Source organism: Leptothoe sp. LEGE 181152 (genome assembly GCF_032906605.1).
In the GTDB taxonomy this organism is placed as follows: domain Bacteria; phylum Cyanobacteriota; class Cyanobacteriia; order Phormidesmidales; family Phormidesmidaceae; genus Leptothoe; species Leptothoe turfae.
The window spans coordinates 366,875-381,737 of record NZ_JASATU010000017.1 but is presented as its reverse complement, the minus strand read 5'-3'; the positions used below and the strand labels follow the sequence as shown (position 1 = coordinate 381,737).

The window sequence follows — 14,863 nt, the reverse complement described above, 5'->3', positions numbered from 1 at the left end:
ATGCTATCGCCTCACCCGAGAACGCGTGAGATAAATGAAGAACGGTGCTCCTAGTAGCGGCATAACAATGCCCACCGGTAGTTCTTGGGGTTGAATAATGAGTCGAGCACCAATGTCAGCCAACAGCAACAAAATTGCCCCACATAGAGCTGAATAAGGAAGAATCCAACGGTAGTCGGCCCCTGTCCAGAATCGAACAATGTGAGGAACAATCAGGCCTAGAAAACCAATGGGGCCTGCGATCGCGACCGAACCTCCGGCTAATAAAACAACACTAATGGCGGCAAACACCTTGACCCAGATAGTCTTTTGACCTAACCCTTTAGCAACAGCATCCCCCAGACTTAAGGTGGTCAACTGTTTGCCCATGGCTAAACCTAAAACCAGCCCTAACAGCAAGAAAGGCATCACCTGGAGCACGAGTTCCATATCTCGCCCAGCCACAGACCCAGCTAACCAAAAGCGAATCTCTTCTAAGGTCCGCTGGCTAAGGATCAAAATCCCCGTCGTTAACGATGAGACCAAAGCCGTCAGGGCAGCTCCAGCAATCGTTAGATTAAGAGGATTCAGTCCCCCTCGCCCTAGGGACCCCAAACCATAAACCGTAACGGCTGCAATAGCTGCCCCAACTAATGCAAACCCAGCATAGACACTCAGCGATGTGGAGTTAAACCAAAAGACTGAAACAACCACGGCTAAAGCCGCACCAGAGTTGATCCCTAAAATACCAGGATCAGCCAAGGGATTCCGCGTCAGTCCCTGCATGATGGCTCCAGATACTGCTACAGCGGCCCCAACCAACAAGGCCGTTATGGAGCGGGGTAATCGTACGGTACGAATAATTAAGTGTTCTGTAGAACCATTGGGAGAGACTAATGCCTGATAAACATCCATGGGTGCAATGTCAGCAACGCCTAAAGCGATACTGGCAATCAAGCATGTCAACAACAGCGAAATTCCAATAACATATCCCGCTGTGAGTAGGGTTGTTCGTGAGGGAATGAACAATTGATTTTTAACTCTCTCCATGTGTACTAGCTTTCCGGTACTGGTGCACTAGTAGGCGGTGGATCTGCCGCCGGTTGTGGCCTGGGCTGTGCCGCCGGTTGTGGACTCGGCTGTAGTGCTGGTTGTGGACTCGGTTGTGGGGCCGCCGGTTGAGCACTCGGCTGTGCCGCCGGTTGTGGACTTGGCTGTGGGGCCGCCGGTTGAGCACTCGGCCGTGGGGCGGGAGACGTTGGGGTGCTTGTTTCGGGCACCGAAGATGCTGGCGTAGTCGGTTGGGGATTGCTGGGTGCTGGCGTTGATGGTGTTGTCGATGGCTGTGGTGTTACAGGAACAACTGGTTCAGCTGTTTCTGGGCTAGCATTGCTAGCAGGGGCAGACGTATCGGGAGACTCTAATGCCGCATCTGTCTCCTGCTCTGAAGACGATTCATCTTCATCTGTTTCATCTGTTTCATTAGAAACTGGTGCCGGACCAGCTGGCTGACTATTGTTATCAGTTTCATCGCTGGCATTTAATGGCGGCGTTGCATTTGATGGATTTTCTGCTTCAGGAACAGGCGTTTCTGGCTGAGATGTTACAGGTGAAGGGTCAGCTACAGGAGCAGATTCCTCCACTGTCTGTCGTTCACCTCGTCTCCGCGCAGCACGATTACGTTCAGAACCTTCAATGGAAAAGTCCACCTCAATTGTACGAGCACGCCCTTGACCACCTGAGGTAAATGTTGATTCTCTGACGGCTTCCAAGGCTGCTCGATCTAAAGCTGCACTACCGCTAGATTGAGTAACACGGGCATTAATAACGTTGCCGTCCTCATCCACCTCAAATTCGATTGCTGGTTGTCCTTCGACTGCATCGTCTAAGGCTTCGTCAGGATAGTCGGGTCGGATACAATTGCGACAGCCAAATTGAGTACTCCCTCGCCCCGAGGGGCGCGCAGCAGGCCCCCGTCGTGCTGCTGTTGTTGTTTCAGAACCTGTTCCTGTGCCCTCTGAACCTGTTCCTGTGCCCTCTGAACCTGTTCCTGTGCCCTCTGAACCTGTTCCCCCGGTGGCAAGAGTAGGCACGGCAATGCTGGGCCCAGAAGTTCCGTCCACCCTAGTCGGCCCATTGCCTTCGAGTATGGGTTGCTGAACGCTTGGACCTTCGGCAGGCTCGTTTTCGGCAGGAGCGCTATCGGGCTCTTCTGCCACCTCGGCCTCCGGCTCCGGCTCTTCGGTAACTTCAGGTTCTGCCTCAGCCTCAGGTTCTGTGGCAACTTCACGCTCTGTTGGCTGCTGGACGTTCTGAGGTAGAGGTTTGGGTGGCTCTGGTTCCGGAAGCGGTTCTTCTGGCTCTGGCTCTATCTCAGTTTCAGGTTCAAGTGGAGCTGTGACTATCAGCTCAATGCGCTCCGGTTCACTCTGCTGGAGAAAACTTGGCCTAAGAGCTAACAAAGGGACCAGTGCCATATGACTTCCAGCAGCACACACTAACCCCCAGCAAACCCATCTGCGCGCAATAGCTTCTTCCCGATTATGTTGCTCTATACAAGATTGAGAAAGCGCCATACAAAAGCTATTGATAACCTTTGTCAATTAAGACTCGGTGTGGACTGTTTGATTTTAGCTCTATTGATAAAAAAAGGAAAATAAGTCAGTCAGTTTAATTACGATTGACTCCATCTAATTTCTATCTAAGTCTTAACGGTTCCAAGCCTTACAATCAAATCTATTCGGTCTTGTCAGGGAAATGTCCTTGGTACGTTTAGATTTCATCTATGTATATTAGAATGAACTGCTATATGACATCTAATGTCATCAACAGTTGATACGCCCTACCAGTTTGTGTCATGGTAGCTTTCTGTGGACGGCAGCAACGATGATTTTTGAGATTTAGGCGTGATTGGGTTTTGTTATGTCTTTGACTGAGATTTTTCAAGCAGGTGGAATTGTGATGTGGCCACTTGCGTTGTTCTCGTTAATCGCGATCGCACTTTCCGTTGAGCGTTTAGTTTTTTGGATACGTATTAATCGCAGCCAACGAAAAGTCGTAAAACAAGTTTTGGCAACCTACCGTCGCACGCCCATGGATGTGTTTACACTCTTGCGACAAAATATTCACCTGCCCATCTCTCGTATTTTTCTTGAAGCGCTAGAGCTTGAAAAGCCTTCTCCTAGCCAGTTTCGTTTGGCACTGGAAAGTGCTACCCAAGCAGAATTACCCATTCTGAAGCGATTTAATACTGTTTTTCAGACAATTATCACAGTCTCACCACTGTTAGGTCTTCTAGGAACTATTTTAGGCCTCATTAATTCGTTTGGCGCGATTGAAATTGGTGGTATTGGGACCAATGCGAATGCGGTCACTAGTGGCATTAGCGAAGCATTGGTATCAACAGCAACGGGAATGGTCGTTGCCATCTTCACATTACTGTTCGCTAATTTATTTCGTGGTCTTTACAAACGACAGATTTCGCTTTTGCAAGAACATGGTGGTCAGCTTGAATTACTGTACGAAAATCACTACACCAACAAGTTAGGAAGCCAAGAATATGCACATCCTTGACAACGAGCAAGAAGATGAGTTTGAGATTAATATCCTGCCGATGATCGATGTGATTTTTGCAATTCTTGCATTTTTCATCGTTTCGACGCTTTTTCTAACTCGCACAGAAGGACTACCCGTCAATTTACCTACAACCGATACGTCTGAGCCACAGGATCCGGCTGACTTCACGGTCACAATTCAGCCAGATGGTAGCCTTTTTCTTGATGATGCATCTGTTACAGAAGAGACTCTGCGTGAGCGAATTCAGGTTCAGCTTGAACCTGAACAAGCGGTGTTGATTACTATCAAAGCAGATGAACAGACTTATCATGGCAAGGTGATTACAGTCATGGATGAATTAAGAACCATAGAAGGAGCCAGTTTAGGTATTGCTACTTTACCTAAGCCGGCTTCTCCTAATGCAGTTGAAAATCGCTAGTACTTTGTGGCGTAAGTTTGCCCACTATCCAATGTGGATGCGTCGATGGGTAAATGGGTGGATGCAGTAGTGGCCAAATTGCTGCCATCGAGATCTTGTTCTCTTATGTAGAAAGACTGTCGTCAGAGGTCGTCTTTAATTAAGCACTTTTAGATTTCCTTAGCATCTGGAACCACTGATGTAATAACAATAGCTGAATCCGATAACAATCATATCCGTCTGGATGTTCCGTCTGCTCCACAATGCCAAAATTTTGTAGGACATGCACCGCATCCAAACATTGGATCTCTGAAAGATTTAATTTCTTAGATAGAAATCCTAACAGTGTCCTTGCCCGCAGCCAACCATCCGTACTATTAGATGCCGTTGTCATGATACTCAGAGCATTCAACACATGATGCACCTTAGGTTTTGACTTATACGCCCTAAGCTCACCAATAATGCCATGTTCTACATAGGCTTTCAACGACTGATCGCGAAAGACTTTTCTCAGATGTTGTTGAGCAAAGTCAAACGTTATATACCCTGTCGAACCTGCCTCAGTCTGAGTGGTGGCCTTTCGAACTAAGAATCCAGCGACCTTTCTAATCAAAAAGGGATGGCCACCACTCAGACGGTGAATAGCCTGGGTCGTTTGATAGTCAAACTCCCACTGCATAAGGCCGCCAAGACCATTAACTAAAGCCAGGGTCTCATGGATCGAAAATGGCTTTAGAAACGTCTCTTTAAAAAACCGATGCAGTGGATTCTCGGCGGTGTCAGAAAAGTTCCACTGCTTAATCCGATTACACTGCGGTCTTACAGCAGTGACAACTAAAGATACCAGTTGTTCTTTCTGGCTCAAACCTTGTAATGCGCTGAATACAAAATTAAACTCTTCTGCCTTCTCCTCAAATTTTTCATTGGAACGTGGGAAAATCTTATCTAAATTGTCCAGGCAGCAAAGGATAGGTAGCTCATAGCCAACGCCTTCAAGATCCTTGGATAATTTCTTGAAGTGCTGGTAAAAGTCACGCGATACGTCTTTGATGGGTTGACCACTTTCTGAGAAAAGAGGGGGCTGCTCTAGCAATGGATTTCTATTTTTTACTAAAGCATAGAGGGTTTGCAAAATATCATCTAGTAACTCAACGCCATAACCAATGTCGGTGTACTTCTGCAAGTCTATATAAATAACAGCGTGATCCTGGCACATCAGAGATAGCTGATGGAGGACAGATGACTTTCCTGACTTACGCAGGCCAAATAAACCGATGTTTTGATTGTCCTTTAAATCGGTCGCTAGTTCTTCCAGGAGTTCAGCGTGCCCAAAAAACAGTAGTTTGTCATGAATCGGCTTTTTGCCCCTGAAGAAGTCAACCGTATCAGTATATTGACGAGCATAGTTTATCAGTACTTCTTTGCAGCTATCGACATCAGTTAAAACATGTTCGACTTCCGCCAAAGCAATGGGAATCACCTTAAAGTTTTGATGGGCTCTCAAATCGGCAATTAGCTTTCTCGGTGCGTTCTCAGGTAGCGCCTCATACAGGATGATCCCAGTTAAATCTGCGTTATGGGCTTTGATCTCATCAGATTTATGGCATAATTTGTTGAGGATATCTTCCGTCAGATATTCTGCTACTGCGGCCACAAAAAATGGTGGGTTTAAGCCAAACTCGTCTGAAATCTTGGTGACTAAGAGATTCTCATCATTTTCCTGTTTTGATATTGCGCCCACCTGGTCTAAAAAGCTTTGAGCTGTCAACATGGCTGTTCGATACCCCCCTGTGGTGAGGGAGAGAATTTGTTCCTGAACAGATTCCCACAGCTCGGGCGATATACGTTTTGCTTCCTGTCTGCACTTCAACATCAACAGTGTTACGTATAAGCAATCTTGACAGGCCTTGGCTTCCTGGCGAGTCAGCATCAACCAGGCTTCATCGATCTTTAAAATGCCTAGACATACTTGCTTAAGCTCATCTAGAAACTTTTTATGAATATGGCTTGGAAACTGGGTGCCTGGTATATTGAGACTCAATCGGTTGAGCTGTTCGAACAGTGATAAAAAGTCAGAACCTGAGAAAATTTCGTTGTTCTTTAAATCTTCATCGAGGGAAGAACGCTGCCCATGGTTCTTCAGGTAGCGCATGCTGCGAACACTGGCTCGCTTGCGGATTGTGTTAGCTAAGGGTCTCGCTAACTGAACAGCTTTTTTAAGTTCGCTTTGAGCGCGTTTTCTTGCTGTTGTTTCGCTGAGTTTTCCTGTTTTTTTAACCTGTAAAACAACACTCTGGAATGCATTGATGAGATGGGTTGTCAGGGTTAAATCACTTGATGCTCTCAGATTATAGATAAAGGGTTGTAGTAATGCTTGGACGATTTCCAACTCTCCTTTGAGTTTGGAACTTTGGGCTAAAATTCGACTGTAATGGAATGCTCGGTAGAGGGCATTAGCACGTTTTTCGATCAGCTTCTCAGGTGTAGGTTCATCCGCTGTTACTTGGGCAGCCCACATCCATAGCGAGCTAAGCTGTTCTGTGTTGATATAACCTTGGGCTACCTGGTTGAGGTAGAGCAGCAGGTTAATAACGTTACTTTCGTCGTACTTGAGACCAGCAATCAGTAGAAAAACTTCTTCCCACCGCTTATCATTTGCGTATAGCCGTACCATCTCTGAAAGAGCTTGGTTGCTGTAGTTTTCGTGGATGTACTTGGCAACTAAAAATTCTTGAAAGGTAAGGTGTGAAAATGAATAAATGCCCTCAGACTGCTCGACCAGGATGCCTTGCTGAATTGCGATCGCATCTAATATATTCTCTCCACTCAGGTTACTGGGCGCATTCAATTCTCTGAGCAAAAATTCCCGAATATGCTCGACTAGATTGACTTTAGTGAATAGAATTTTGTCATCTCTAAAAGCCTTGTAGGCAATTTCTGCCAACAGTTTCTCCTCAAGCTCTACATGCAGACCTTCATAAATGACTTCGTTGGAGACCCGCTTTTCATCAAACCATTTCTCTAACAGAATGCGCAGGCCCTCATGGTAAAGGATGCTTCTGTTACCCGAAAATGTTAAAGAACGGCTATAAACCAGACATAAAAATGTCAGCAGCAGCGGCGTACGGGCAAGCTCTCTAACCGCAACATTATCTGATTTCCGAATGGACTTCCAACACTTCTCCGCTGCTTCAGAACCATCTTCCCGATCGACAGTGAACCAGTTAAAAATAAAATTTTTAATCTGATCTTGACCATTACCCGCCAAGGTTATCTCTCGAAAACTTGGCGACGGACTACGATAAGCAGCTGCTCGACAAGAAATAACGTAGCGATTTTTCTTATAGCGTTCTACAAAGGCCTCAATTTTATCAAGGACTTTATAACGACGCTTTGATGAGACTTCATCTAGACCATCAAATAAGATTAAAAAACGTCCTTTCTTTAAGGCATTTTCAGTAATTTCTAAGCTGCTTGGAAAGTCAAATGATTCTAATTCATTGGCAATATAGGCTTGAAACCCGACCGCTCCCTCAGTAAATTTTTTTAAATCAATCCAAAGGGGTATACAGGCATGATGAAACTCAGTTTCATTCGCATGTTTGAGGGCTTCTAAACCAATTTTCCGAAGCAGCGTCGTTTTACCAACACCGGGTGCACCAATCACTGATAAATACTGAAGCTCGTTGGCAACATGTATGGCTGTTTTCTGCCGTTTTGAACTGGAACGTAGCTTGCGCTCGTTGCGATCTCGACAAGCCTTTTCCATGTCATCAATTGACATAGATTTATTAATTTCGCTTTCTTCCAAAAAACGTACAGGAACGTAAACCGAGTCGAGGCTTACGGGCTTGCTCATGCCCAGAACCTTAAGCTTGCCATGACGTTGTCTAAATCTGTGCACATATGCCTGAGAGGCAGTCAAAATAGCTTGCCTCGTCTGTGGATTAGGACGCTTTTTGAGCAGGCCGAAGAAAAATCCTCTCCTGGTTCCCAATGCGTCAATAATTAGGCTAGATAACGATTGGGCCTCTTCAGACATGATAGGACGATCATTCCTTTTTAAGAACTCATTGTGATGATTTTTACATGGGACTATGCTGTGAGTCTACCTTGATCCACTCTGAACGTGATCTAGTCATTTTAGCGTATCTATTCATGTTAAGAAATTCCAACTAGCTAGGTGTTCAGAATCCAGACGATCAGTAAGGCACTGGATTTTTGAACCCAATGCCTAATTTATACAGTTGAGAAAACTTTGTACTTTGATTCTATTACCCTTTATATAGGGATTAGTTTATGGCTAAAGGTGTTTACAGTTTTGCTTTCTGAAGCTTCAGGACCCCTTGGCGATCGGTACCCATCATGGGTACAGTCTTCTGTACATCAACCTTGCTTGGCTGAGAAACCCATGGTGCTTTTTAAACCCATGTTCACGCCCAATGACTCTGCTCTGTTCCCCATCAAGCTAGATACGCAAAGATCTTTAAAGTGCCAATAACCCTCTGAGCTTCAACTTATCCCTGAGTAATCATGGGATTAGGGGACTGTACAAAAATAAAGGCCCAGGGTGGGGCTGTAGAGGGGTGGATGAGTGGATGGGGTAATGGAATGCTTATTTAAGCGTAAGTGCCTTCAAACAATCTAGACATGGCAGATGAAACAATACTGAGGAGCGGCAACGCCCAAAATAACTTAAAAATTGTTATATCCATACTCCACTTCAATAGAGAGCTATCTAGATAGATAAAGCACGCGTACGGAATATTCACTGTGAATCGCAAATACTATACCCATATATCTAATGCTAAGGTTAACGCTCTGTCAGAAGAAGTTTAAGATAGCTTCAGAAGCTGATTAAGCTTATGACAACAATTAGGTGCAATCAGTAATGAATATTCGCCTTGCTAATGAAACAGATCTATTGGAGCTGTCAGCTCTGTTTCGACAGACAGTGTTAGTACATGCCCCCAAATACTACACAAAGGCTCAAACGGAAGTGTGGGCATCTTCCCCTTTAGATGTTGAACATTTTCGTCAATTTATTCTAGAAGTTACCACGTTTGTTGCGATTGATAAAACAGGTATCCTAGGATTTTCAGGCATTGGAGACAATGGTCATGTGGCATCAGCCTATGTTCGATACGACAGTCTTCATCAGGGTATTGGTTCTAAATTAATGAAAACTGTACTGAACTATGCCCATGAACATCGCATGCCAAGACTTTACGCGGAAGCCAGTGAGTTTAGCTTAGGGCTATTTAAGAAATTTGGTTTTCAACTGTATGACACTGAAGTGGTTTCTCGGCAGGGTGTAGAGTTCGAACGTTATCTGGTTGAGTTATTCCTACTAGAACTTAAAATTGATCACCGTTAATGTAATGGCATTAACAATCTATCTTGCTCAAAAGATAACACGATCCTCTTGACGTATGTTTTCTAAAAACAGAACAGAAAAAATTGTTTAACAGATACCCTGCCAGATTATACGACATTAACGTGGGGATACATAAGCCTATTAGTATAAAATTAGCGTTAAGTGCATTTTATTCAGTACAAAAACCTAAAAATCAAAAAATATTTTCCTCTCACTCGCCCAATATAGCACCAATAAATGGTTCAGAAAGCCTTTTGGCGCTATGAGCATTGTCTTTAGCAAAAGAGAAGCTGTAATGTAAACAGAGGAAATACGGAATGAGAACAAAGAAAAAGGTTTTTCTTTGTTCTCATGACCATACTCCGATGTTCTGGAGTACATATCGTGAAAAAGCTGTAGAGTACGACAGGTTAATTTGTAGGGGGAAATCTCAGTATTCACACCTAAGGACCTATGGCACAGCCCTTGGGACTTAAGGTTTCTTTAATATTTTAATTGGATATAAATTTGTGGCAATGGAGCTATTGTATTCTTTGATACTACACAAAGCGTGGAATACGGTTTTTATCAAGGTAGGATAAGGCGTAAAACAAGATCGGAGAGAGAAGCCCCGTTTTGGTTTTTCGACTGAATTGTCCTTTGTCTCAGATGATTGATGATTGGCGATTTTAATCCAGTCGACCCATCAATGCAGAATATTACTGTATTGAAAATTAGCGCATGTCAACGTTTGATTTGAGATAATACGTTCACTAATTGCCAAGTCTATGGATGTCAAAAAGTCTTTTTTGAGAGTCATGGGAAGTATGAAGCCTATCCATTTAGAGGGATTCACTGTTCTGTTTGCTCGATAAAATGTTCACTCTTTAGAATTATACTTCCCCAAGGTCTTTAGGGATTTTGGGCGTTTCGGCAATGACTTTGTTGTCGGGATAGGCAAGGCCATTGATCACCGGTATCGGCCTGGTGGTGGTCAATAATAGTCCTATATCATACCTTTCACAGTCCCTGTTAGATAAGGGCTTGGTTTTTAGTGTCACTATCTAGACCAACGTGGGTGTCTAGTGATACAGCAGCCCTAGAGTCGATTTAGGAACCAAAGTTGTCAGGCCTGTTGTCAGTGTTTGGGGGAATCAAGTAAATGGTTTTTGTAGATCTTAGGAATCGCTCATTGGAGGGTTCTGTTGAGAGCCTAAAATTTGTTGTTCGGTTATTTGAAACCCAGGTCAATATCAGACCTACCGCGACGGCAATTGAATTTATGGGTCAGCATTTGAGTTATCAAGCCTTAAACTCCCGTGCTAACCAACTTGCTCATTACTTGCGTACACAAGGTGTCAGACCTGGTGTATTGGTGGGGCTATGCATTGATCGCTCTTTTGAGATGGTCATAGGGGTCTTCGCTATTCTAAAAGCAGGTGGGGCCTACGTTCCCTTAGATCCTACCTATCCCGAAGAGCGTCTTAATTGGATATTGAAAGACTCTCAAGTTTCATGTTTACTGACGCAAAAATCTTTAGTCTCAGCACTTCCAGTTAATGGTGCAAACACTATTTGTTTAGATGCAGATTGGCCTATTATTGCCCAATATCCTGTTTATAACCTCCCATCTTTGACAGCAGGCTCATTAGCCTATGTCATCTACACATCTGGTTCCACCGGGCAACCCAAGGGGGTTCTAGTTGAGCACGTTGCCTTAGCAAATTTTGTCTCTGCGGCCAATCAAGCCTATGGAATTGTCGCTGACGATCGCGTATTGCAATTTGCATCGATTAGTTTTGATGCGGCTATCGAGGAAATTTTCCTGACCCTGACCCAAGGGGCAACATTAGTCCTTCGCACCAAAGATATGCTGAAATCCATTCCGGATTTTCTGCAAGCCTGCGAGAGATTGCAGATAACTGTGTTAGATTTGCCAACTGCTTTTTGGCATCAGCTGTGTGCCTCATTAGATACTCTACACCTATCGCCAACTATTAGACTCACCATTATTGGAGGAGAGCGAGTGCTGCCCCAATGGGTCAATATCTGGAAACAGTATGTGAGCCCTCAGGTTCAGCTAGTGAATACCTATGGTCCAACAGAAACGACAGTGGTTGCAACGTATTGCCATTTAGCTGGGCCCTATACAGATAAGGATGTAAATGATGGTATTGCTCCCATTGGCAGGCCATTAAGCCATGTCCAGGCGTATATTCTCGATGAGCAGATGAGACCTGTTCATGCAGAGAGTTCGGGGGAGTTATATATCGGTGGACGAGGTCTAGCATCAGGTTATTTAAATCGCCCTGATTTGACAGCGGATAAGTTTTTAGTGACAACGTTAGACGAAAATAATCAAACGATTCGACTTTATAAAACAGGTGACTTAGCTCGTTATTGTAAAGACGGACAGTTAGAATTTTTGGGGCGTGTCGATCATCAGATTAAAATTCGAGGTTTTCGGGTCGAGTTACAAGAGATTGAATCTATCCTAGAGCAGCACCCTGCTGTGCAAGAAGCTGTTGTTGTCGCTCAAGAAGATAATTCCGGCAGTAAGCGGCTAGTTGCCTATGTGGTCAATCATGTACCGTCTTCAACGGTGGGCCAGTTGATTGACGATAGCGTCAGCGCTGACGAGTCAATTTGCACCCAACTTGAGCAAGAACAAATCAAACAGTGGCAAGTTATCCATAACGATGACCACTTAAATGCTGTCAACACAGAATGGGATGAAACATTCAATATCAGCGGTTGGATTAGCAGTTACACAGGTGCACTACTGCCTGATATTGAAATGCAAGAATGGGTTGATACAACCGTTGAACGAATTCTAAACCTTAAGCCTGACCATGTGTTAGAACTTGGATGTGGTACAGGACTCTTGCTATTTCAAGTGGCACCCCATTGCAAGGGCTACGTTGGCACAGATATTTCAGATGTTTCGCTGGCACATATCAAAAAACAATTGACAGGCAGACAAGATCTAGCATCACGCGTTGATCTTAAACTTTGTGCTGCAGATGACTTTAGCAGTATAGAACCGGCTTCCTATGACACAGTGATTCTCAACTCTGTTTTACAATACTTTCCCAGTATTGATTATTTAGTCCACGTTCTAGAACAGGCTGTACGTTTCATTAAACCGGGTGGCTCTTTATTCATTGGCGATGTTAGAAACTACCTCCTACAAGAGGCATTCGCCACGTCTATAGAATTATTTAAAGCCCCTGATGATCTGCCTGTAACAGATCTCTGGCAACGTATTCAAAAAAGACTACGTCAGGAAGAAGAACTCACCATCGATCCGTCCTTTTTCTTAACCCTGCAAGATTATCTGCCTCAAATTAGCCAGGTTCAAGTTTTACTGAAACAAAGCCAGTTTCATAACGAACTTAGCCAATTTCGGTATGACGTTGTCTTACACGTCGGTGCAACACCCCAATTAATGGTTGAAACCAGTTGGTCAGACTGGACATCTCAATACCTTGATCTTGCAAAACTCCGACAACGCTTAAAAAGCTATACCATGAAAGCCATAGGTTTCCGAGATATTCCTAATGCCAGGGTTTCAGAATCCATCAAAGCGGTGGATGTCCTTAAACAATGTCAGCTCTCTGGCAACGTTGCAGACCTAAAAGGCTATCTGACACAAACCAAAGATATTGATGGCGTAGATCCTGAAGAGCTTAGACAAATTGCCGCTGAGCTATCCTATGACGTTACCATTAGCTGGCCCAGTGCAGAAAATAGTGGTTCTTTTAACGCCCTCTTTAAACCCCAGGCGAATATGGCTGACTATAAATTAGGTAGCATTGAGCCTTTGCCAGCAATGGGTCCGCAACCACTGCCCCAGCCTTGGAACGTCTATGCTAATAATCCGTTGCAAGCCAAGATAACTCAAATCCTTTCGAGTCAGCTACGCTCCTATGCTGCACAAATATTACCCAACTATATGGTACCTTCCGCGTTTGTGATATTAGAGACATTTCCTCTCAATGCGAACGGCAAAATTGATCGAAAATCATTACCATTGCCTGATTCTTCTCGGCCAGAACTATCGGTGTCTTTTGTTGCCCCTCAAACCATTCAAGAAGAAAAGCTAGCAGAGATTTGGTCAAGCATTCTAAATGTATCCCCCATTGGCATTAATGATAGTTTCTTTGAACTGGGGGGTGACTCGTTACGGTTGATGCAGCTGATGGCACAAGTTGAACGCTCCTTTAAACTAACGCTTTCCTTTGCCGATTTCTTCCAACGACCCACTATCTCAGATCTATGCAAACAGCTGGGCCACACACAAAAATCTTCTACCGTTACTGAGTTCATGCCCCTAGCTCAGCTGGAGGCTGAAGCATTGTTTGAGGTCAACTTATATTCTTCAGGAGGTCCTTGGTCAAAACCTGAATCAAATTGGATCAATCCCCAGTCGATTTTACTCACAGGTGCGACAGGATTTATTGGTACGTCGTTATTGTATGAGCTACTAAAACAGACAGATGCAACTGTTTACTGTTTGGTGCGCGCACAAACACGTGAAGAAGGTCAAAAAAGGTTACATCAGGCGTTGCAACAAAATTTACCAGGCTTCGATATTCCCTATAACAGAATCAAACCTCTGATTGGTAATATGGCCCGTCCTGGATTGGGCTTAGACCTTGAAGACGTTAACTATTTGGCTGAGACTATAGATGTTATCTACCATAGCGCTGCCAATGTTAACTTGTTTTATCCTTATCGAGCATTAAGGGCAACCAATATACTTGGGACCCAATCTGTCTTGAACCTCGCTACTCATACTAAGCTCAAACCAGTGCACTATATCTCGACTTTAGATGTCTTTGAGTCTTTGGTAACAACAGGACCATCGATTATTTATGAGAATGATAATATTGCCCAAGGTTCTGGTATTTCGGGAGGCTATGCTCAAAGTAAATGGGTGGCAGAGCAACTCGTTACGCATGCCATAGCATCGGGGGTTCCGGCTTGTATCTATCGCCCAGGCATGGTAACTGGGCACACCCAAACAGGAATATGTAATCCAACAGATTTAATGTGTCGCTTTTTGAGTAGTCTTCTTCAGCTTGAAAGTGCACCGGATTTAGATTGGATGATTGATATGACACCGGTTGATTATGTGAGTAAAGCAATCGCTCATCTATCCCTGCAACCGGACTCTTTCACCCAAGCTTTCCACTTAGTGAACCCCAACCCCTATCCATTAGGCCAGCTGGTCTATGGGCTGAACCAATTGGGCTATTCTGTTAGAACATCCCCCTATGAACAGTGGCAACGTGAAGTAATTAATGTGCATAATGCCCTTAGCCCCCTAGCTAAAGTCTTAATGGAGGTGGTACAAGGACATTCTCTTACTCGCCTAGAAATCTGGTTAGCAGGCACCCAAATGTTTGATTGTCGAAATACCCTACAGGGGCTAAATCAAACCCAAATTGCTTGTCCAGCAGTTGATAAGCAGATGTTAATGAAATATTTAGAAAACATTAGTTAATGTTTTCTGCTCAAACTAAACACGACTATTCATTAGTAAATTTGGA

Annotated in this window: 7 protein-coding genes; 4 read left to right on the top strand and 3 right to left on the bottom strand. The window is 44.2% G+C overall.

Annotation, left to right across the window (positions count from 1 at the left end; translation table 11 throughout):
- Positions 1-3 precede the first annotated feature (3 nt).
- Together QGP82_RS09845 and QGP82_RS09840 are read right to left on the bottom strand one after the other, a co-directional pair.
- Complete coding sequence (locus QGP82_RS09845) at positions 4-1,029, bottom strand: FecCD family ABC transporter permease (protein ID WP_499058721.1); 1,026 nt, start codon at positions 1,027-1,029, stop codon at positions 4-6.
- Between the two features lie 5 nt (positions 1,030-1,034).
- Positions 1,035-2,456 carry an energy transducer TonB gene (locus QGP82_RS09840; protein WP_499058719.1) on the bottom strand — a complete coding sequence of 474 codons (1,422 nt, stop codon included), beginning with the start codon at positions 2,454-2,456 and terminating at the stop codon, positions 1,035-1,037.
- 445 nt (positions 2,457-2,901) lie between these two features.
- On the opposite strand from QGP82_RS09840, the gene QGP82_RS09835 reads away from it, so the two are divergent.
- Both QGP82_RS09835 and QGP82_RS09830 read left to right on the top strand, forming a co-directional pair.
- A complete protein-coding gene (locus QGP82_RS09835; RefSeq protein ID WP_163664980.1) occupies positions 2,902-3,552 on the top strand; it encodes a MotA/TolQ/ExbB proton channel family protein in 651 nt (216 codons plus the stop codon).
- Positions 3,539-3,973, top strand: a complete 435-nt coding sequence (locus tag QGP82_RS09830; RefSeq protein ID WP_163664978.1) for an ExbD/TolR family protein — start codon at positions 3,539-3,541, stop codon at positions 3,971-3,973. Before QGP82_RS09835 ends, QGP82_RS09830 begins: the two co-directional genes overlap by 14 nt.
- A 139-nt stretch (positions 3,974-4,112) precedes the next feature.
- Here the strand turns inward: QGP82_RS09830 and QGP82_RS09825 are convergent, their stop codons facing one another.
- Complete coding sequence (locus QGP82_RS09825) at positions 4,113-7,811, bottom strand: NACHT domain-containing protein (RefSeq protein WP_499058716.1); 3,699 nt, start codon at positions 7,809-7,811, stop codon at positions 4,113-4,115.
- Between the two features lie 1,032 nt (positions 7,812-8,843).
- On the opposite strand from QGP82_RS09825, the gene QGP82_RS09820 reads away from it, so the two are divergent.
- Together QGP82_RS09820 and QGP82_RS09815 are read left to right on the top strand one after the other, a co-directional pair.
- Entirely contained in the window at positions 8,844-9,329 is a 486-nt protein-coding gene (locus QGP82_RS09820; protein WP_163664974.1) for a GNAT family N-acetyltransferase, read from the top strand.
- A 1,141-nt stretch (positions 9,330-10,470) separates the two neighbouring features.
- Entirely contained in the window at positions 10,471-14,817 is a 4,347-nt protein-coding gene (locus tag QGP82_RS09815; RefSeq protein ID WP_499058714.1) for an amino acid adenylation domain-containing protein, read from the top strand.
- Positions 14,818-14,863: the final 46 nt, after the last annotated feature.